20 protein-coding genes and 1 pseudogene are annotated in these 18,418 nt (G+C 49.8%); 9 read left to right on the plus strand and 12 right to left on the minus strand.

What is annotated here, in order from left to right; all coding sequences use genetic code 11:
• Positions 1-90: 90 nt before the first annotated feature.
• Positions 91-1,305 carry a sodium/glutamate symporter gene (gltS, locus tag GOV45_RS03905; RefSeq protein WP_217362437.1) on the plus strand — a complete coding sequence of 405 codons (1,215 nt, stop codon included), beginning with the start codon at positions 91-93 and terminating at the stop codon, positions 1,303-1,305.
• Between the two features lie 380 nt (positions 1,306-1,685).
• On the opposite strand, the gene GOV45_RS03910 is transcribed toward gltS, so the two are convergent.
• The gene (locus GOV45_RS03910) at positions 1,686-2,735 is read right to left on the minus strand and encodes a GFA family protein (RefSeq protein WP_170474466.1); all 1,050 of its coding nucleotides are present in this window, start codon (positions 2,733-2,735) and stop codon (positions 1,686-1,688) included.
• 178 nt (positions 2,736-2,913) lie between these two features.
• Between GOV45_RS03910 and GOV45_RS23440 the strand changes: the two genes are divergently transcribed.
• On the plus strand, positions 2,914-3,039 hold the full coding sequence (locus GOV45_RS23440; RefSeq protein WP_302477847.1) for a hypothetical protein: 126 nt from the start codon (positions 2,914-2,916) through the stop codon (positions 3,037-3,039).
• Between the two features lie 133 nt (positions 3,040-3,172).
• On the opposite strand, the gene GOV45_RS03915 is transcribed toward GOV45_RS23440, so the two are convergent.
• A complete protein-coding gene (locus GOV45_RS03915) occupies positions 3,173-3,949 on the minus strand; it encodes a 2-keto-4-pentenoate hydratase (RefSeq protein ID WP_170474469.1) in 777 nt (258 codons plus the stop codon).
• Positions 3,950-4,137: 188 nt separating this feature from the next.
• Between GOV45_RS03915 and GOV45_RS03920 the strand changes: the two genes are divergently transcribed.
• On the plus strand, positions 4,138-4,506 hold the full coding sequence (locus tag GOV45_RS03920; RefSeq protein ID WP_170472540.1) for a nuclear transport factor 2 family protein: 369 nt from the start codon (positions 4,138-4,140) through the stop codon (positions 4,504-4,506).
• On the opposite strand, the gene GOV45_RS03925 is transcribed toward GOV45_RS03920, so the two are convergent.
• Complete coding sequence (locus tag GOV45_RS03925) at positions 4,481-5,368, minus strand: LysR family transcriptional regulator (RefSeq protein ID WP_170474471.1); 888 nt, start codon at positions 5,366-5,368, stop codon at positions 4,481-4,483. The two genes, GOV45_RS03920 and GOV45_RS03925, sit on opposite strands and share 26 nt — an antisense overlap.
• 103 nt (positions 5,369-5,471) lie before the next feature.
• Between GOV45_RS03925 and GOV45_RS03930 the strand changes: the two genes are divergently transcribed.
• The 3 genes from GOV45_RS03930 to GOV45_RS03940 are packed head-to-tail and all read left to right on the plus strand — an operon-like array spanning position 5,472 to position 7,183.
• Positions 5,472-5,762, plus strand: a complete 291-nt coding sequence (locus GOV45_RS03930) for a putative quinol monooxygenase (RefSeq protein ID WP_170474473.1) — start codon at positions 5,472-5,474, stop codon at positions 5,760-5,762.
• Positions 5,763-5,788: 26 nt separating this feature from the next.
• Positions 5,789-6,802 (plus strand): zinc-binding alcohol dehydrogenase family protein, encoded by a 1,014-nt coding sequence (locus tag GOV45_RS03935; RefSeq protein WP_170474474.1) that lies wholly within the window; start codon positions 5,789-5,791, stop codon positions 6,800-6,802.
• Complete coding sequence (locus GOV45_RS03940; protein ID WP_170474476.1) at positions 6,803-7,183, plus strand: VOC family protein; 381 nt, start codon at positions 6,803-6,805, stop codon at positions 7,181-7,183. It begins immediately after the preceding gene.
• A gap of 275 nt (positions 7,184-7,458) precedes the next feature.
• On the opposite strand, the gene GOV45_RS03945 is transcribed toward GOV45_RS03940, so the two are convergent.
• The gene (locus GOV45_RS03945) at positions 7,459-8,439 is read right to left on the minus strand and encodes a murein L,D-transpeptidase catalytic domain family protein (RefSeq protein ID WP_254447891.1); all 981 of its coding nucleotides are present in this window, start codon (positions 8,437-8,439) and stop codon (positions 7,459-7,461) included.
• A gap of 209 nt (positions 8,440-8,648) precedes the next feature.
• On the opposite strand from GOV45_RS03945, the gene GOV45_RS03950 reads away from it, so the two are divergent.
• Positions 8,649-9,626 carry a serine hydrolase domain-containing protein gene (locus GOV45_RS03950; protein ID WP_170474478.1) on the plus strand — a complete coding sequence of 326 codons (978 nt, stop codon included), beginning with the start codon at positions 8,649-8,651 and terminating at the stop codon, positions 9,624-9,626.
• A gap of 34 nt (positions 9,627-9,660) precedes the next feature.
• Here the strand turns inward: GOV45_RS03950 and GOV45_RS03955 are convergent.
• A pseudogene (locus GOV45_RS03955) lies at positions 9,661-10,155 on the minus strand (AAA family ATPase).
• A gap of 119 nt (positions 10,156-10,274) precedes the next feature.
• Positions 10,275-10,694 carry a hypothetical protein gene (locus GOV45_RS03960; protein WP_170474481.1) on the minus strand — a complete coding sequence of 140 codons (420 nt, stop codon included), beginning with the start codon at positions 10,692-10,694 and terminating at the stop codon, positions 10,275-10,277.
• Positions 10,695-10,963: 269 nt separating this feature from the next.
• Between GOV45_RS03960 and htpX the strand changes: the two genes are divergently transcribed.
• Together htpX and GOV45_RS03970 are read left to right on the plus strand one after the other, a co-directional pair.
• Positions 10,964-11,869, plus strand: a complete 906-nt coding sequence (htpX, locus tag GOV45_RS03965) for a zinc metalloprotease HtpX (RefSeq protein WP_170474483.1) — start codon at positions 10,964-10,966, stop codon at positions 11,867-11,869.
• Between the two features lie 86 nt (positions 11,870-11,955).
• Positions 11,956-12,723, plus strand: coding sequence for a hypothetical protein (locus GOV45_RS03970; protein ID WP_170474484.1), 768 nt, complete (start codon positions 11,956-11,958; stop codon positions 12,721-12,723).
• 29 nt (positions 12,724-12,752) lie between these two features.
• Here GOV45_RS03970 and GOV45_RS03975 read toward each other — a convergent pair whose 3' ends face one another.
• The 6 genes from GOV45_RS03975 to GOV45_RS04000 form a co-directional block, all read right to left on the minus strand.
• Complete coding sequence (locus tag GOV45_RS03975; protein WP_170474486.1) at positions 12,753-13,649, minus strand: hypothetical protein; 897 nt, start codon at positions 13,647-13,649, stop codon at positions 12,753-12,755.
• 109 nt (positions 13,650-13,758) lie between these two features.
• Complete coding sequence (locus GOV45_RS03980; RefSeq protein WP_170474489.1) at positions 13,759-14,208, minus strand: MarR family winged helix-turn-helix transcriptional regulator; 450 nt, start codon at positions 14,206-14,208, stop codon at positions 13,759-13,761.
• On the minus strand, positions 14,198-15,298 hold the full coding sequence (locus GOV45_RS03985; RefSeq protein ID WP_170474491.1) for an Acg family FMN-binding oxidoreductase: 1,101 nt from the start codon (positions 15,296-15,298) through the stop codon (positions 14,198-14,200). The genes GOV45_RS03980 and GOV45_RS03985 overlap by 11 nt, the downstream gene beginning before the upstream one ends.
• Positions 15,299-15,611: 313 nt before the next feature.
• The gene (locus tag GOV45_RS03990) at positions 15,612-16,265 is read right to left on the minus strand and encodes a GntR family transcriptional regulator (protein ID WP_254447892.1); all 654 of its coding nucleotides are present in this window, start codon (positions 16,263-16,265) and stop codon (positions 15,612-15,614) included.
• A 20-nt stretch (positions 16,266-16,285) separates the two neighbouring features.
• Positions 16,286-17,317 (minus strand): Gfo/Idh/MocA family protein, encoded by a 1,032-nt coding sequence (locus tag GOV45_RS03995; protein ID WP_170474494.1) that lies wholly within the window; start codon positions 17,315-17,317, stop codon positions 16,286-16,288.
• A complete protein-coding gene (locus tag GOV45_RS04000; protein WP_170474496.1) occupies positions 17,314-18,402 on the minus strand; it encodes an isocitrate/isopropylmalate dehydrogenase family protein in 1,089 nt (362 codons plus the stop codon). The genes GOV45_RS03995 and GOV45_RS04000 overlap by 4 nt, the downstream gene beginning before the upstream one ends.
• Positions 18,403-18,418 lie beyond the last annotated feature (16 nt).

Consider the following 18,418-nt stretch of genomic DNA (forward strand, 5'->3'; position numbering starts at 1 on the left):
ACTTCTCAAATTCAAAAATTAAGACAAAACCAATCCTAAAAAACTGACAGAAATTCACTTGCTTGGACCGGGACACAACACACCATGGAAATGCTTGATCCGATAGAAATTGACAGCTTTGGCGCCGTTACAATCGGTATATTGGTCTATTTTCTTGGCGCACGGTTGACCCGTCGTTACGCAGTCTTGTCCAAGTACAGCATTCCAGAGCCAGTTAGCGGAGGCCTTCTGGCGGCCATTCTGGCTTTGCTTGTGGTTTTAGCGACTGGCCGTGCAATCAGCTACGAACTAAGCGCCAGAGACTTTTTGTTGGTCTACTTTTTCACGACAGTTGGTCTAAACGCCCGTTTTGCTGACCTGCTAAAGGGTGGACCACTTCTAGTGCTCATGCTTGGGCTCACGATTGCCTTTATGCTCGTGCAGAACGTGGTGGGCATGATTGGTGCGCTTTTGTTCGGCATGCCGTCACAAGCAGGCGTGCTGTTGGGAACCGCTTCCTTGATTGGAGGCCACGGCACAGCCATTGCCTGGGGTCCAACCATAGAAAATAGCTATCAAGTCGTCGGCGCTTCCGAACTGGGAATAGCCACAGCGACCGTTGGTCTGATCTTGGCCAGCGTTCTGGGTGGACCCATTGCTCGTTTTCTCATCCAAAAAAACGATCTCAAGAGTGTCGAGGACTCAGAAGAAGAAGTTGCAACGGTTGCGGAGCCAACTACCGACCAACCATCGACAGTTACTCATGTAGACCTGATGAATTGTGTGCTCTGGATTCACATCGCTATCGCGATTGGGTATTCCGTATTCGAAGCACTTGAGGCAGCAGGAGTGAAACTGCCCCTGTTCGTGCCTTGCCTCTTAAGCGGAATCTTACTGTCGAACTTGCTGCCGCCCTTGTTTTCTAAGCTCAAATGGCCTGCTGGCACTCCTGCGATGAACGTGATCTCCGAATTCAGCCTGTCAGTATTTCTGGCAATGTCGTTGATGAGTATGGAGTTGTGGACGCTCGCCAGTAGCGCGGGAGTTTTGATCACAACCATGCTTTTGCAATCAATCGCGGCCGTAGCATTCATAATTTTCATCGTGTTCCGCCTGATGGGAAAAAACTACTTCGCAGCCGTCATATCAGCTGGTTTTGCTGGGTTCTCGTTGGGTGCGACACCGACAGCCATCGCGAATATGACAGCAGTCACACAACGCTATGGCCCTTCGCCTGTGGCGTTTATTGTTCTACCATTGGTTTCAGCTTTCTTTGTCGACTTAGCGAACGCATTCATAATTCAATGGTTTCTGGGATTTGGTTGAAGCATTGTGTTTCGCGCCCAAGCCAAAGAACTGCCTCCGCAGATCTAAGTCGGCGTAGCCCGCGCCTTGGAGCCTGCAAGGTGTAGTTGTGAATGTCCGCTTTAGGCTGCAACCGGTCTTAGGCGGGAAAAGCAGCTAACAGAAACACTGTGTTCGGTTTTCCGACGCTTCACACGCGACGAACAAGCGAACGTCAACAGGTGAAAACTTTGTTCTCAGAATGTCGAAACAACATTCGCCAATTCTCGTGCCGCAGCAGCATCTTGAAGCGGCGGCAATCCGAATAATCGTCGATATTCGTGTAGGCGCGCATAACGTTGCGTTCCAGTCATTGATTTCATTCATGAAATTCAAGTGTGCTCGCGCATAATTATTTTGAATCAGAATACTTTCGGGGGCTTTGCCATAGGACCCCATGTAGCCGGATCCGGCAATCCGACGCTCGACCATGCTTCTTGTAACACGCGCGACTCGGACGACTGTGTGCGAGGCAAATCATCCAGGATATCAATCCAGGGCATTTGACTTTCGATACCGTTATGTGCTGCCGGGGCAAGGCCGGTTGGCCGATCAAGGCTTGGAGTGAATACAACAATATATGCGGCCATCCGTGGTTGAACGAGTTTATAAGTCAAATTGGAACCACATGTCGCGCAGAACCCACGTTCAGCTATTGGCGATGATGCAAAATAACGGGGTTCTTCATTCAAAAACCTTAAGGACGATGCAGGGAAAGCCGTCCATGTGCTCATCGCAGAACCTGTGAATTTTTGGCAAATACTACAGTGGCAATAACCTGCACTGATTGCTGGCGCGTTGATTTCATACCGGACAGAACCGCAAAGACATCCGCCCGTTACACGTGTTCTAGCAAGCTCATCTTCATCGAAATCGAAAAATCCACCGGTCGCCCCCGGTTTTGATTGCGTCATGTAAACGTGAATAGGAGCATCCGTTTCCTTCAGGCGTTTGTGCCCGCAATCCTCCAGGGGAAGATCAACCTTGTTGCGAATCTGATTCATAACTTCGCTGGATACGGCAATGCCTCCCGGCTCAGAAAGGGCCTCCAACCGCGCAGCAATGTTGACGCCGTCACCCATTAAATCGTCTTCCTTGACAATAACGTCGCCCAAAGAAACCCCGATCCGGAGCAAAAGTGGTTTAGTATCATGCGCTTGTTGGGCATCGAGTGTCGATGTCCTCTGAATGCCTATTGCGCAATTTACTGCTTCCAAAGTGCTCGAGAATTCTGCCAAAAAGCCATCTCCGAGAGATTTGAAAACCCTACCTCTGTTTGCCTCGACTTGCATGCCAATTACGTCACGCTTCAAGTTCTCAAGCTTCTTTAAGGTTCCTGCCTCGTCCTGCGATACGAGACCGGAGAAGCCTACAACGTCGATTGCCATAATGGCCGCCAGCTTGCGTTCCATCTTCACCTCGACTTGGTAAGTGTGAGTTGAAGTCCTATCGATGATGATATCAGCTTCGGTGTTTCTAAGGAAACAACGCTTACAGCTTTCTTCAAATCAAGTTTTAGTACTCTGTGTCCCAGTTCACTGAACCCTTCGGTAAAGCAGTTTAACCTAGGCTCAGCCACAGGAGGTCATCATGCTTCGCCAAACTTCGAAAACCAGCCCAGCTCAGGCCGTACAGGCAACTAACGTGATCCATCCATTTGTACGGATATTGCGTCGTTGCAGCCAAATGCAACGCCAAGTTAACCGCTATCATTGAGTTTCAGTTGAATTTGCGTAGCAGTGAACTGAACGATATGTGTCGGTTAACCAGCGGTTTAATTTTAGGTGCGGCGAGCCAGTATTTGCTGTTGCGCAGTCTTGCCGCGAAACTCCTAACTGTATTTTAAAACTCAAACGAACCGCACTGAAAGCTTTTCGCTCATAACTCCACCAAAACATGCGGACCATGTTTCGTTGGCGAAAACTGGTTGCGCATCAGTAAGCGTGCCCGTTGTTACGAGCTCGCCTTCCTGAAGGGCTTCTTCTGCTGAAACAATCGATACAAGATGTGCCAAGACTTCGATTGGACCACCCAAGGCGTTTTCCCCTTTTCCAGTATCGATTGTTTCTTCATCCCGACGTAATTCCAGCGGTACCGAAGCCAAACCATCTAAAACCTCATTCGTTGCGGGTATTTTTTCGCCTATCACAAGACATCCATGTAAACCCTGAGCTGCGATCGAGTCCGCGACAGAGAATTTCCAATTCGGATAGATTGATTGGACAATCTCAAACCCGGGGGCGACCCAATCCACGCAGCCAGCCAATTGTCTTTTGCTCATGCCCTTCTTGGGAGTTTTTCCTAGGCCAATAACGATTTCAGGTTCGATCCTTGGTTCTGCGTAATCGGAGAGCTTTACAGGCTGAACTGCCGAGAACAGACTTTCTGAGTGAACCACACCCCAGATCGGTTGATAAACGCCATATACAGGCCAGATGGCACGGTTAGTGAACCCAACTTTCCGTCCTACTGGGCGCCGATCCATGAGCGCGCGAACGCGATTGGCGATTGAATAAGCTTGTTCCAAGGAAAGAGGCTCTGTCTCAGATGAGAGTCCAGAAATTTGGCGTGGTACGGTCAACGCGTTTGCAATGCGAATTGCTTTTGTTTCGAGGTCACCATTCATTCAATTACTATACCTCAACTGCACAAGAAATTTGTGTGTAAAATTTGGTCAAACTTTGGGAAAAAGCCTAGTCAAAAGTTGCGTCTGTTGAACGATTTAGGCTTGGGTCTTATCGAAGTTTCTTTAGCAGGCGTACATTATCAGTACTTATCTGACTATTTTGAAAATAAAGCATATATTGTAACGACATGCCCGATCTCGAAAAAAATAAGAAAAATGTCATCGCTTTTTACGAGATGATGTTCAACGATTGTCGACCTGCCGAAGCGATATCGATTTTTGTTGGCGAAACATATACTCAACACAACCCGTATGTCGGGGACGGAAAACAAGCCTTTATTGATTACTTTGAAAGCTATGGAACCTTTCGAATACCGGGCTTTCGACTGCCAAAATTTCTTCATGCTCAGTTTAACAGAAAGCCAATTTTTCTGACTTGTGGGTTTACGCATAGGTTGTTCGGCTTGAACCAGGGCGATGGATGCCGAACTATGACCAAATTCCCAATAATAGCTGAGCAGTTTCAATTACTTAGAGTTCATCCATTTTTTGACTAATGAATTTCGCAAAGGCCGCAACGCGGCGGGGCTGTGCGCGGTTGGGTGGAAACATCATTTGCAGCGGTTTTGGCGGTGGAAGGTACTCATCCAAAAAGGACACCAATTTTCCGGACCGCACATCGGAACCCACATCAAGTTCGGATTTTAACACGATACCATGACCGGCAATGGCCCAATCGCGAATGAGTGAGCCGTCATTAACAATTCGATTTCCTTTGACTGGAACTCGCTGGCTGGTTGAGCCTGAGCCAAACTCCCACACGTTGTCGAGCGTATTGCCGAACCGCATGATCAGGCAGTTGTGACGTACAAGGTCATCGGGTCGTTTTGGGGTTCCGTGTTTTATGACATAGCTTGGGGCCGCGCATACGAACCGCTGGTAATTTCCAAGACTGCGAATTCTTAGCGAACTGTCAGAGATGTTTCCGAACCGGATGGCCAAGTCAAACCCCTGTCCAACCAGATCGACATATCCGTCTGAGAGCAAAAGCTCGATTGAAACAGCAGGGTTAAATTCCGTGAACTCTGCAATCACCTCTGAGACAAGGTTGCGTCCAAGGTCGATTGGCGCGCTGACGCGGATTGGCCCAGACAAGGTTTCAGCGCCATACCGAATACGGGCGTCTAATTCCGAAACTTCGCCTAGAACATTCTTGGCACCATCGATCAAAAGTCGTCCTTCTTCTGTCAAGCTGATGGACCGGGTCGTTCGATTGAACAGCACTACGCCATAATGGGCTTCAAGCGCGGCTAAGCGCTCGGATACCGTTGTGGTCGATAATCCGGTCTCTCGCGCGGCGGCAACAAGACTGCCTTTTTCAGCGATGGTTAGGAACAAATTAAGATTATCTAGCAGCATTAGGCGAAAATTCCGGATTATATATTCCGAAGTTGCCTATTTATCCTGATTTGTCGGCGACGTAAATCCGACGAGTCTTTCTTATTTTCAAGGAACCGCACAGATGGCCAAGCTGACAATCGTCGCCAATATAAAAGCTAATCCCAGCAAAATTGATCTTGTTAAGGCGGAACTAATCAAGCTCATAGAAGTCACGCGCACTGAAGAAGGCTGCGTCAATTACGACCTGCATCAGGATAATGAAAACCCCGCACACTTCCTGTTTTATGAAAACTGGCAAAGCCGTGAGCTTTGGCAAGCTCATATGAAGGCCCCACATTTGGCCGCTTACATGGCGGCAACCGACGGCGCCGTCACCGAATTCACGCTGAATGAAATGACGGTCATCGGTTGATGCCTGTTTGAAGCAAGGAACGAACCATGAAAGCCGTAGGATATCTGAAGGCCGGAAAGATAAATCAGCCAGACGCCTTGATAGATTTTGAGACGGACAAACCGACACCTAATGGGCACGATCTGCTCGTAAAGGTACAGGCAGTCTCAGTAAACCCAGTTGATACCAAAATACGGCAGTTGCGCCCACCTGAAGGTGGACAACCCGCTATTCTCGGCTGGGATGCATTCGGGACAGTTCAAGCAGTCGGCGAAGCAGTCACAAACTATAATCCGGGAGACCTTGTTTGGTATGCCGGGGCAATCGATCGGCCGGGGACCAACGCCGAATTTCATCTGGTTGATGAACGCATCGTCGGAGCCGCACCAAAGTCCGTCCCGGCTTCGGCTGCTGCTGCAATGCCACTTACGACCTTGACAGCTTATGAGATGCTGTTCGATCGGCTGCAGGTTGGTCAAAGTGTTCCAAATGGAACAAATACTTTGCTGGTCATTGGTGGTGCTGGTGGTGTGGGTTCGATCACCATTCAGCTGGCCAGAGCCCTAACTGATTTGACTGTCATAGCTACCGCGTCCAGACCTGAGACCCAGGACTGGGTTCGGGAGTTGGGCGCACATCATGTGGTCAATCATGCGGAACCGTTTGGGCCCCAGCTCGAAGCTTTCGGTACCGAGAGCGTGGATTTCGTATATTCGACCAATCAATCGCAACTTTACGCGGCCCAGGCCGGAGAGGTGATGACCCCCCAAGGTCGATTTGGTTTGATTGACGATCCAGCGAGTTTCGACATTATGCCGTTCAAATCCAAGTCGATCTCAATTCACTGGGAGTTCATGTACACTCGGTCATTGTTCGGGACGGGTGACATGAACCGTCAAAGTGATATCCTGAATCAGGTTGCCGGCCTGATAGATGCAGGAAAAGTCAGGTCAACAGCGACGGAAACACTTGGTAAAATCAATGCCGCCAATTTGATGGATGCCCATGCAATTCTCGAAAGCGGCAAAGCAAGGGGCAAGCTTGTCCTTGAAGGGTTTTAAATGAGAATTGAACAGCTTGATCATGTGAATATCGTTACCACCAGATTACCAGAAATGGTGGCATGGTACGAAGAGGTGCTTGGTTTGGCCCCCGGGGCACGTCCCGATTTTCCAGTCCCTGGCGCATGGTTGTATGCGGATGGTCAGGCTGTCGTTCATCTTGTAGGCCACGATGGGCAACCAAATGTTGGCTCTGAGGTGAAATTGAAGCTGGAACATTTTGCGTTCAATGCAAAAGGAATGGAGTCCTTCGAACAAAAACTGGTCGATCGAAAGCACGCGTATGAGAAAACAAACGTTCCTGGAGTTGGAATAATCCAATTCCATTTGGCCGATCCTGACGGCAACCACATCCACATTGATTTCAGTGAATCGGATTAGCCGAAAGAGGTTGCAAGAGCGGGGTATCGCCACGCACTGGTTGGCCAGAGCAGCGCGTTGTTCGATTGGGTTTCAAATCTGAACGATGACTGTCACTGGACTACTCAAACATTAAGGTTAGCGACGAAAAGTGTGATCGCCACCACCTTGACGTAGTTCAATTGGGTCCGGAACCGAAACCGAATGCAACAGGGTGAGATCTGGTTCGAACAGAATCCACTAAGGTAAGGTGTCTCACCCACTTAGATTTCTCCGCTCCTGAGAAAGCTTAGGTTTCACTTACAGATTGGCAAAACAAGCGGCGATTGCTTGGGCAATGACTGCCGCCATTGATTGATGATCGGTTGGAGTGTTCTTTTTGGCCAAAACTTCGGAGTTCCGATCGCCTGTAGACAGGCTGCGTTCCAATAAAGCCCGGCACGTGAAAGTGACCTCCCCTTCTTCAAGGCTTTTGCAACAGCATCAATGTCACTGGACTCTGGATAAATGTAGAGAGTTGTCGGGCTTCCCTCGACAAGCGCCAGAATTTCTTTCGAAGCAGATTGCGACCAAGTCGTGCAACCGTTGCTGCGACCGCCTGTGTAATTCACCAGCTTTCCATAGGGAACATACCCTTCGTCGTCGGCATGTGGGCTTTGCGGGTTTTTGAATCGGCATTGCCATTTCAAGAAAACAGCCTGATGGCCGCCGATAGCGCGCTCTCGGGCGTTGCGAGTTTCTCCTTCACCATCAAACAACAGAAATGTGCGGTAAAAGGGTTTTCTCATCCCAGATTGATTGTAATACCCTTTGAATGAAGTTCGTGTTTCCGCCGTCACATAAGATCCACCGGCAGTCAGCTTTGAACCCTCTGCGTTGCTGAAGTTTCTGGCGCATTGCCTTCCGTTCGAAAAGTTCGCCCGTTGCAGATTTCGACCATTTCCATAGCCCGAGGAAACAGCGCGAAACGATTTGGTCGATTCACAAATTACATAGAAACGCCGCCCCGGCTTACCGCTGGCTGAAGTGCTGGGACGCGTTGCATCTTTGGCAAGGTAGCAAGGGTTTTTAACAAGACCCTGACGAACCTTCTTTTGATACAATGCGCGTGCTCGATCAAGGACGATCGGCGCGATCTGACCATCGCCAGTGCCAACATGTTTTTGCAGCCAATCGGGAATATCAACTGACCGGGCATCTGCTGGGGTAGTCAGCGAACCTGTAGAGGCGGTCAGGATCATCACGACAACGGCAAGACGGAGCGAATTCGGTAGCAACGTAAAAACTCCTCCTAGAACATCCTCATGTTCAGCCTAGCACAAAATGCTCAAGTTTAGGTGTCGACTCCATAAACGCTTGCCTTCTACTGTGGCCGCAAGTCCCACATGCTCATTGGGTCCTGTGGTTACCGTCCGAATCTGGGTCAAATGACCCCTAATTTGACTTTCTGGCTGGACATTCAGAATTCTGCTGCCAAGTAAATCCTATGACCTCGCGTCGTTCATTTCTGTTGATTTCCGCAGCATCTGTGGCCGCGCCGTTCATCGCGCGCGCCCGAAATGATTTCCTGAGCGATAGAATAAATAATCTGCCGCAATTGCAATCTCTACAGGTTCAGCGTGGAGATGAGATTGTTTTTGCTGAGGCACCCAGGGGGCCAGGATTAGATCGACTGGCGAATATAAAATCTTGTTCCAAGAGCATTGTTGCACTCTTGCTTGGAATAGCAATTGACAAGTCTGAGATTTCATCTGTCAATTCCACAATCCAAGAGGTTGCGCCGCGACTCTTGCCGGCAAATGCTACGCCCGGTTCGGAAAGCATAACCATGGAAGATTTTGTAACCCTGAGGGCGGGGCTTGAGAGGACATCCGGCGGAAATTATGGAGAATGGATAAGTTCTCCGAACTGGATTGCCGATGCGCTTACACGACCGATGGTCGCTGAACCCGGAAAGAGTATGCTTTATTCCACCGGCTCGACTCATGTCCTGGGTGCGGCCGTTTCGATCGCCTCGGACCAAAGCCTTTTGTCCCAAGTACGCGACAGATTGGGGGCACCACTTGGTATCGACATCCCAGCTTGGACGAGGGATCCGCAAGGATATTATCTGGGCGGAAATGAGATGGCTATTACTCCAAAATCGATGTTGAAAATTGCAGTTCTGCTTAGGGATCGGGGTGCCTTTGGTGGACGTCAGGTAGTTCCTGAAAGCTGGGTTGCAGCGTCGACCAAACCATATGGCCGATCGGCTTTTTCTGGATTGGAATACGGTTATGGATGGTTTCTAACGCCTTCTGGCTATGCCTTGGCGCGAGGGTATGGGGGCCAAATTATTGCGGCTCACACACGCCGTAACCTTGCCGTCGCTATTTCATCTGATCCTACGCGTCCTGCGCGATCAAATGGTTACTTTGGAGAACTCGTCAGATTGCTGGATGGGCCAATTCTGAATCTGAGTTAAAAGATAGTTGCCCCGCGGGATACCTTGTCTCAATTCATTTCAGACGATGAACCACTAGCTCAAAACCTTCATCGGCGGTTGGGGCAACGAAATGGCTGGCTATCTGATCAAATTGTTCCTCAGTCAGTTGAAACTGGTGTTCACCGGCCTCATTCCGCTCTCGCAATCTTGTTTTACACAGATCATTGGGCAGATCGAGATAGTGAAGCTCACTTGCCGCGTTTGCGGATTTAGCGACAATGTTCATCCAAGAGCGCGCAGCAAGTGTATTGGCTGGATAATCCAGAACGACTGATATCCCTGCCTTCAGCAATGAAACGACATGACGCCCCATGATGCCGCGCAATTGTCTTGAGCACTGAACATAGTCCGAGATTGTAGACATTTCGTTTCTATATAATGCCGCCTACCACTCATCCTCGGAAATAACGACTGTACGTTTTGCCTCACCAAGTTGACGAGCGAGAGTCGATTTTCCCGCGGCTGGTTTGCCACAAACAAGCACTAACTTTGGAGTGTTTTCGGTCATGGAGTTTTCTTTTGAGAGCGATGTCAAAAACGAAGTTTGCCCAGTGTAATTCAGAGGTCAACATCGCATAGCTTTTCCCCAATATTCAAAGCTTCTGCAAAATCACTGGATAGTTGAACTTATTGAGTGGCAAACTGCTCAACTTTTGACGCGGCTTGGATCACTCGGTCATCATTCCTCCGGACACACTTCACAGGGCACTCGCCTTCGAGTTCGTTTTTGGGCGAAGCCATCCAAAATGCACGTTCCCACGGCGTCATGTCCTGTGGCAGCGCGTCAAGGATTTTTTTCATCAAAGGAAGCGGGGTTCCATCCTCGGCAAACTGGAACGAGGGATACACGTTTGAACCTGCGTAATTTACAGAAAATATCCTCCCTGATCTTTTCCAGATATCGCCGATCCGGGTAATCTGCCAAGAACTTGCTTTCCAGCGCGCGTACACATCAGCGTCTTCCAACAGTGGAAATTTTCGGGCAAATTCGTCTTTTTGGATGTCATTGACGGAACTGCGATGTCCGTCAAACGTGGAAAAATACATCTGGTTACTCGTGACACTAGCTGATCCTTTGCAAACATAATGCCAAACGCTCGTTTCCTATAAAGTTAAGTAGGTCACAGTAGGACGAGAATTTTTGATGGACCCAGAATTCAATCAATAACATATTGAAAAATATATTATATTTGAACTTTTGAACTATCGAATTGAAGCCAGATGAATGTCCTGAGTTCTTGGAATTGTCGCAAGTCAAAGCAATAATCTGTGTAAGCAGGACGAATTGATCACGGAATTACGCCGAGGGCTTTCGGATGGGTTATGCGAAAACAGCGATATTGATGGCCGCAATGACCGCTTTGTTCATGGGTTTTGGATATCTTCTTGCGGGTACAGGCGGCATGCTGATTGCTTTGATGGTTGCCGCTGGAATGAACGTATTTACGTGGTGGAATTCGGACAAAATAGTTCTGAGGATGCACAATGCACGACCAGTTTCGACCGGAGATCGATTGGGTTTGTCCAAATTGGTTGAGACACTGGCTGGCAATGCTGACTTGCCCACACCGGAAATCTATCTGATCGAAACACCCCAACCAAACGCTTTTGCAACAGGGCGAAATCCCTGCAACGCCGTCGTCGCTGTAACTTCGGGGTTGTTGCAAACGCTATCGCGCGAAGAGTTAGGAGGGGTAATTGCGCATGAACTAGCTCACATTAAAAACCACGATACCGCGATCATGACAGTCACAGCGACATTTGCAGGTGCAATTACAATGCTGGCAAACTTTGCATTGTTTTTTGGTGGAAGAAGAGACAGCGCGATAGGGTTGGTTGGGACTATAGCCTTGATGATTTTGGCCCCCTTAGCGGCTGGGTTAGTGCAAATGGCCATTAGTCGGACAAGAGAGTACTCGGCGGACAGAGTCGGTGCTGAAATTTGCGGGCAACCTTTGGCTTTGGCGTCAGCTTTACAACTTATTCAGCGCGGCGCTGCTCGAATTGACAACGACACTGCGGAACGGAACCCGGCGACCGCACATATGTTCATCATCAACCCGTTGCATGCCCATAAACGTGACAAGCTGTTTTCAACGCACCCTTCGAAGGCAAACAGGATAGCGGCATTACAGAAACTCGCAGAGCAATCGAACAGGCAGCGTCGGAGTCCGGCTGGTTCTGAAATAAAACGTGGCCCAGGAACCGGACCATGGGGGTAGTTAAAATACCGCTCCCAAACCCGTATCGTGAATTTGGACTGAGTAGAAAGAACACTGTTTCAATTTTCAGAAACTAGGAGTGTTTGATGTACCAAGGAATGGTTGTTTTTCTTTGCTGTATGCTACCAATTTCGGCGGCGGCATTGGAACTAAAAGAGACTGGCCGTTATGAATTAAACCGTCCAGCAAGCTTGGATTACGATCCTACTTTCTGTGGGTTGTGGATTGCCAACGAAAGCACCGAAGCCGTACTGGTTACTCTTCAAGGCGACGAACTGCGCCGTGTCAGCAGCGACCTGCACCGGATCAAAGCGATTGCGGTGGAGGGAGACCACCTTCTGGTCGGCGACGGATTCGGTGGCCTTCAACGTTTGACGAAAGATGGGATGCCACTGGCTGCGCCTTTCGTGCTGGAGGGTGGATTTGCGGACACGGAAGGCATCGCTATCACATCCAGCGGAGAGATTGTGACCGTCGAAGACGATCCAGAAAGGCTTTCTTGGTTCGACATGGATGGAAATTTAAAGTTCCGATTAGATACAATGAACCTGTCCCCGCCTTTAAGTGAAGCGCAAGGCATCGCTATTGATCCCCGCACCGGCCACATGTTGATTGTCGACGATTGGGAAGGATCAAACAGCCTGTACGAATTCACATCCAACGGGCAACTTTTGGCCCAGGTAAGCTTGCTGGAGTTCGGTGCCGACCCGGAAGGCATTGCCATCCGGCCGGGGTCAAATCAGCTATTCGTTGCATTTGACGGTGGCGCAAAAATTGTGACTTTCGACTATTCACCCACTTTACCTGAGGGCGCTGCTCCACTGCCTCCGGGTGCAGACTGTATGATGTTTTAAGCAGCCAAATTATAGCTTTTGCTATTCAATCAAACGCCAATCCGGTTTTCAATACGCTCCCAGATCCAACTTATCAGAAACGCAAGGCCACCAACCAAGACGACTACCATTGCAGCCGCTTCAATTCGAAAGACCGCGAATTCTACCGTAGGAGCAGTAATTAGAAGGGTCGCAATCGTGAAGAACATCGCGGTCCACATTGTCCGCCCACCTATCCGGTGGACACCGACGATAGCGGATGCAATGCCAAGAAGCATGAGAACCCGATGCGGCAAACCCACGGACTCAAGACATATTGCGACCAACGATCCGATTGCCACCCCGATCCCGAACCTAAGCGCTGAGTCAGGAACTTTCTCTAGCGGGGCCAAAACACGGAATACGAAAAGAAAGGAAAGCCAATAGGATTTTTGATTTCCGATCATTTGCGCAAGTATCGACGTTAATCCCAGACCCAAGATCAAAAAAATCCAAATCGATACTGCCCCTTTCACGGACATGGGTTTGCGTCTTGCAGATCCAAGCAAACGAAGCCACGTGCTTACCACGCCTCCGACCGCAGCTGCGATCACGAACATTGCCACCAAGGAGGCTGTTCGCTGGTCAGGAGGTATCAGCAAGTAAAGTAACAAACCGTTCAATGCGGGAACTGTGGCAAGGCTGCCGCTGATGCGGGCATCAAAAGCGGCCCAGCTCACAAGGACAAAGCCGCACAAGAATGCAGTCCATTGCGCAGGAATTAGTGTGCAGATCAAAATGCATGAAGCCACGAGGACCAAAGTTCTTGCGGTTGCAACAGGTGTCGAAAATACAGACCCAAGAAGCCCCGCCGAAAACCCAGCAACCGCTGCCACTCCTCCGAAAGGTTCTATTTCGCGTCCAAGCAGGATCGCCAAGGATGCTGAGGCGCAAATTGTGCCAGTCATTTTCCAAGAGAGCAATCCACTGGACCCTGTCGACACGTCATACCTCCACGTACCGCTTGTAAAAAGTTGTCCGTATCCGGCCCTTAAAAAGCGGCGACTCAGACTGAACTTAGTCCCGTTCCTTGTCTAGAGTTTCACGAATTCGAGTCAGGTGAGTCAACGAGTTGGCAAAGGGTTCGTGTCCCAGATCATCCAATACTGGCTGCAAAGCTTTTGACATTCTCTGCATGCTTTCATTCAAAAATTGCTCACCTCGCGATGTCGAACGGGCAATTTTTGAACGCTTATCGCTTGGATTGGGTTCTAAGGTAATCAGCGCTTTAGTTTCTAACCCCGCAAGCATATGGGTCATCGATGTCTTTGGAATCTGGAATGCCTTAGAGAGTTGGAGCGGAGTTTCTCCGTCAGGGCGCCGCACAAGATGTCCAAGTATGCCGAACTGAGTTGCGGTCATACGATCAGGCAATAGTGTTTCAAGCTTGGTCGAGATCAATTGGTTGATGATCCCGACCTCTGTGAAAAACCGATAAACTTCTTCGATTTCGTCTTTATACTTCATTCAGTAAGCGCGTCTCCAGCGGCCAGCGTGGTGTGGGTATTGGTTCTGGTCCATATCCCAATCTCAACAACATTTGAACCGTATGCCCCTGCGGAGCAAGAAGCTCGTGCGCGAGCGCATATTCGCCAGCCATCTCTGGATATTCCTGCAGAGCCTGACTTACAGGATGAACACCGACGCCCATTTCAGTCGTTTTCAGATACAACCGCATTAGCTGACGTCCGGCGTCCAGTTGATCCCGGCGGTTATTTGTCCGGGTGGTAATGACGGCGTAATGGGGCGTCGCATCCAGCATGGCATAGTAGTCACGCAGTTGTGCCTTATTGCCGGGGTGATCAATATTCATCAACGTGTCCTGGCCTAGCAAACCCGTCAGACGCAAAGCTTCAAGCATCGGATCGCGAAGTTCAATACCGTCGGGATTGGAATTGATTTCCGCTTTGCCAATGCGCATCAGATCGACTGACTCTTTCAAAGTACGCGGTGTCTTCACCTCTATTTCAAAGGCTCTTTTTGTGAGTTCTCGAATTCGGGCAACTTTTGCTTCATCCAAAACCAAGCTCGCATAGTCGTTCAGGGCAGAAGCTTCAGAAGGCTGCAGGCGTCTATCGCTGTAAGGCTCTTTGTTTGAATGCCTGTTGAGAATATGGGCCGCCAGAGGATCGGCCTTTGCGCCGGCTTCAAACGATGCGTCTGCGACGGGTCCTTCATCCCCTTCAGGCAAAAGGGTCAGTTTTGCGTTAAAACCCTGTGCGCTTGCCGCTAGAACCATGGTTTCTAAAAAGGCGCCAAGACCGATGTAAAGCTGACGATGGTTGGGATCGGTCTCTGGCAATTCGCGTTCTGTGTCACGATGAATGCGGGCTCTGTCCTCGTCGATTAGTTCTATCAGCCAAGGCTGGCGATTGTGCGGATTGGGGGCGAGAATTGCATAAGATAATGCCGCCTTGCGTGGATCCTCGTATGGAATGGGTTGCCAAGGTGCCAGTGCCTTTTGCGGTGTGCGAGTCGCCATGAAACCGGCGGCTCCCGCAGCCGCTATTATCGTACCACCGCCAATGATTTTCAGGAACTTTCGTCTGTTTGTCATAAGAAATCTCCATTAGTACGATATCGCACTATATAATACGATATCGTACTAATCAAGGTTCGGTAAAATGTACCGTGCTTAAATTGCTTGACGAAATAGTGTGTGCCCTGAGCATCAGGCGTTTTTAAGATGCGTATTCCCAACCTGACCGCGCATTAGGTTTCAGACCTATCGAATATGCTATTGGCCGCGATGAAGGCATCACCGCCATTTAATCGCCGCGTGATTGTAGCACATGAGTTTTAAAGACCCATGCCTGAGCAGTTCAATATCTTTCGCATGCTCTCATGTAGCAACGTCAAGTTGTAGGAATTTAAAGGCTGTTGAGCCGATGTTTTTCCAATATCTCGCAGAGCATCCTTTTAGCTTGCAAGCGGTGCTTACGATGGCGGTCCCGCGCCACTTCTGGCTGGCCTTCACATATGGCTTTAAATACGGCGCGATGATCTTCATTAGATTGGACTGGCAAAGGTCGAATAAAAAGCGTCGTTGCGCGCGCACGTCGAACTTGATCACTCATCATTGCCACAATTGCTTCGATGCGTTTGTTGCCTCCTAAACGAACGAGTTCCTTGTGAAATAACTCGTCAGCTTCGGCCCATGCCTCAAGGTCTTCCGTTGCGATAGCCTGATCCATCTGAGTGATTGATGTGGCTAGCAACGCAAGTTCTGCTTCAGAGTATCCAGCCTCTGCCGCGCGTTGCGCGGCAAGGCTTTCCAGTTCTGTAAGGATGTCGTAGATCTCGCGCATGTCTTCGGTGGAAACAGGAAGAATGCGCACACCTTTGCGAGGGCGCATTTCCAGCAAGCCCCTGCTTTCCAGCATTAAAGCAGCCTCGCGGATCGGGGTGCGGGACATGCCAAGGGTTTCCGCCAGCTCTGATTCCAGATGGTCAGTTCCGGCCGGTAGTTCACCAGACAAAATCATACGCCGCAAATCTCGGGCGGCTCGTTGCGTATTAGACAATGTTTTGCTGTCGTGATCCTTCAAGGTGTCTCCAAGTTAATCTTTCGTTCCTCTGCAGCCGCGCGGTAAATTGCTTCTTCGATGCGGATTACGTCCAGATAATCTCTGGCTGTGTTCTCGAACGGCGTGCCTCTTAAAAGGCCTGAAATGACGTGACTTTGCAAGGCGTGGACGCAGTCGCCTCCAAAACCATCGTGATTGCTTGGGGGTAGAATCTGCTGCCGCTCTTGTTTTCCGAAACCACGGAGTTCCACTGAGCCGTCGCCACAAAGATCCAGGGATCCCTCGGTTCCTTCGATGAGAGCCTCACCCATGGTCTGACGCAGATTTTCTGCTTGGTGGTCAAGGCACCTGTTTCCATCGAACAAAGCTTTCAAACCGTTTGGATGATCGAACAGGATATAGCCAGCATCTTCGCCGGCAATAACCGGATTTACCCTGCGCAGATCGGCATAAACAGCGCTGGGCATCCCAAATAGAAACCTAAAAGTGTCGATCCAATGAACTGCTGTTTCGTGTACCAGAAATCGTGGCATCTCCTGAAAATACGGCTGCCGATCCAGGTATGCTTTCGGTCCCTGTCCATCACCGGGCCTCAGCCGAAATGTAGCTTGCAAAGGTCTGCCGATAAGACCCTTGTCCATTGCTTTTTTGATGGCACGATACCAAGGCTGAAATCGAAAGTTTTCGTGAACGATAATAGTTGCACCCGCTGCCTCTGCTTCAGAGGTGACCGCCTTCGCCTCGGCCAAAGACAGACAAAACGGCTTTTGGCAGATCATCCATTTGATACCGAAATCCAGAGCTGTTCGAATTGCTTTTGCCTGAGCCACCGGCGGCAAAATAATGTCTACCAAATCAGGTTCTTCTGTCTCCAGCATTTGCAAGATGTCCTGATACGCAGGAAGTCCGGTGGCCCGCGCTTTTTCAAGATCACGGTTGCACGAGCCCACTGGAATGGCGCCCGGCATTCGGACCCAACTCTCATAATGGAAACGACTGAAGTAACCGGCTCCGACACATGCGACTCTTATGTCTTGATTAGTGTTCATACCTTCAACAGTTCCAATACAGATGAAGCTGCGTCTTTTGTTCCTGCGGTGCCGCCAAGATCACGGGTCAAGTTTGTGCCATCTGCTAAGACTTGCTCAACCGCTGCCCTCAGGCGTGTCCCGTCCTGAGACAAAGCTGGGTTTTTGTGGGTTAAACCCAGCCATTCCAACATCATCGCAGCCGACAAAATCATCGCGAACGGGTTGGCGATACCTTGTCCGGCGATGTCCGGTGCTGAGCCGTGACAAGGTTGAAAAACGGCGTGATCCAGACCGATATCTGCTGATGGCGCTAATCCGAGGCCACCCATAAGGCCGGCTCCAAGGTCAGAAAGAATGTCGCCAAACATATTTTCGGTCACAAGGACGTCAAATTCCCATGGTTTTTGAACCATCCAAAGCGCGGTAGCATCCACATAAGCGTGATCCGCCTGAAGATCAGGATGACGAGCAGCCTCGGCATCGAAAATCGAACGAAAGAAAGCAAACGCGCGGAAAACATTGGCCTTGTCGACACAAGTGACCCGACCTTGGCCGCGGCCTGATTGTTTGCGGGTCTGTGCGAGTTGAAACGCAAAGCGGAACAGTTTTTCGGAAACGTTACGGGTGATAAGCAATGTTTCGCGGGCCTCATCTTCGCTTACATCGCCTGCGCCTTGCGTAAAGAACAATCCTTCTGTGCTTTCCCGAATCAAAACAAAGTCGATTTCTTTTCCTTCGGGCAATGCCAATGGTGTGATTTGTCCAGAGCTCACCTTCACCGGGCGAACACCGGCAAACAGCCCCAGTTTTTTTCTTAGGTCAATCTGCGGAGAAATCTCGGTGCCATCTGGGTAGCGCACGTCCGGCAAACCCATTGCCGAGAGAAGAATCGCGTCGGCGTCCCGGGCCGTTTCCAAAGACTTTGCGGGAAATGCTTCACCCGTGGCCGCGTAATGCGACGCACCCGCCGGGGCATCTGTGAATGCCAGGTCATAGTCGGGATTGCATGCTGAAAGCAGCTGTAAAATTTCTAACGCGGGCACCATGATTTCTGGGCCAATTCCATCTCCATGGAAAACTGCAACTTGGTAACTTTTGTCCATTTTGACCCCACTTCCT

It is taken from the genome of Ruegeria arenilitoris, from assembly GCF_013035425.1.
In the GTDB taxonomy this organism is placed as follows: domain Bacteria; phylum Pseudomonadota; class Alphaproteobacteria; order Rhodobacterales; family Rhodobacteraceae; genus Ruegeria; species Ruegeria arenilitoris_A.

Bases quoted from the DNA above. Each gene is read 5' to 3' on its own strand.
- gltS (WP_217362437.1), top strand. From the start codon at position 91: ATGCTTGATCCGATAGAAATTGACAGCTTTGGCGCCGTTACAATCGGT.
- GOV45_RS03910 (WP_170474466.1), bottom strand. From the start codon at position 2,735: ATGGAACGCAAGCTGGCGGCCATTATGGCAATCGACGTTGTAGGCTTC.
- GOV45_RS23440 (WP_302477847.1), top strand. From the start codon at position 2,914: ATGCTTCGCCAAACTTCGAAAACCAGCCCAGCTCAGGCCGTACAGGCA.
- GOV45_RS03915 (WP_170474469.1), bottom strand. From the start codon at position 3,949: ATGAATGGTGACCTCGAAACAAAAGCAATTCGCATTGCAAACGCGTTG.
- GOV45_RS03920 (WP_170472540.1), top strand. From the start codon at position 4,138: ATGCCCGATCTCGAAAAAAATAAGAAAAATGTCATCGCTTTTTACGAG.
- GOV45_RS03925 (WP_170474471.1), bottom strand. From the start codon at position 5,368: ATGCTGCTAGATAATCTTAATTTGTTCCTAACCATCGCTGAAAAAGGC.
- GOV45_RS03930 (WP_170474473.1), top strand. From the start codon at position 5,472: ATGGCCAAGCTGACAATCGTCGCCAATATAAAAGCTAATCCCAGCAAA.
- GOV45_RS03935 (WP_170474474.1), top strand. From the start codon at position 5,789: ATGAAAGCCGTAGGATATCTGAAGGCCGGAAAGATAAATCAGCCAGAC.
- GOV45_RS03940 (WP_170474476.1), top strand. From the start codon at position 6,803: ATGAGAATTGAACAGCTTGATCATGTGAATATCGTTACCACCAGATTA.
- GOV45_RS03950 (WP_170474478.1), top strand. From the start codon at position 8,649: ATGACCTCGCGTCGTTCATTTCTGTTGATTTCCGCAGCATCTGTGGCC.
- GOV45_RS03960 (WP_170474481.1), bottom strand. From the start codon at position 10,694: ATGTATTTTTCCACGTTTGACGGACATCGCAGTTCCGTCAATGACATC.
- htpX (WP_170474483.1), top strand. From the start codon at position 10,964: ATGGGTTATGCGAAAACAGCGATATTGATGGCCGCAATGACCGCTTTG.
- GOV45_RS03970 (WP_170474484.1), top strand. From the start codon at position 11,956: ATGTACCAAGGAATGGTTGTTTTTCTTTGCTGTATGCTACCAATTTCG.
- GOV45_RS03975 (WP_170474486.1), bottom strand. From the start codon at position 13,649: ATGACTGGCACAATTTGCGCCTCAGCATCCTTGGCGATCCTGCTTGGA.
- GOV45_RS03980 (WP_170474489.1), bottom strand. From the start codon at position 14,208: ATGAAGTATAAAGACGAAATCGAAGAAGTTTATCGGTTTTTCACAGAG.
- GOV45_RS03985 (WP_170474491.1), bottom strand. From the start codon at position 15,298: ATGACAAACAGACGAAAGTTCCTGAAAATCATTGGCGGTGGTACGATA.
- GOV45_RS03995 (WP_170474494.1), bottom strand. From the start codon at position 17,317: ATGAACACTAATCAAGACATAAGAGTCGCATGTGTCGGAGCCGGTTAC.
- GOV45_RS04000 (WP_170474496.1), bottom strand. From the start codon at position 18,402: ATGGACAAAAGTTACCAAGTTGCAGTTTTCCATGGAGATGGAATTGGC.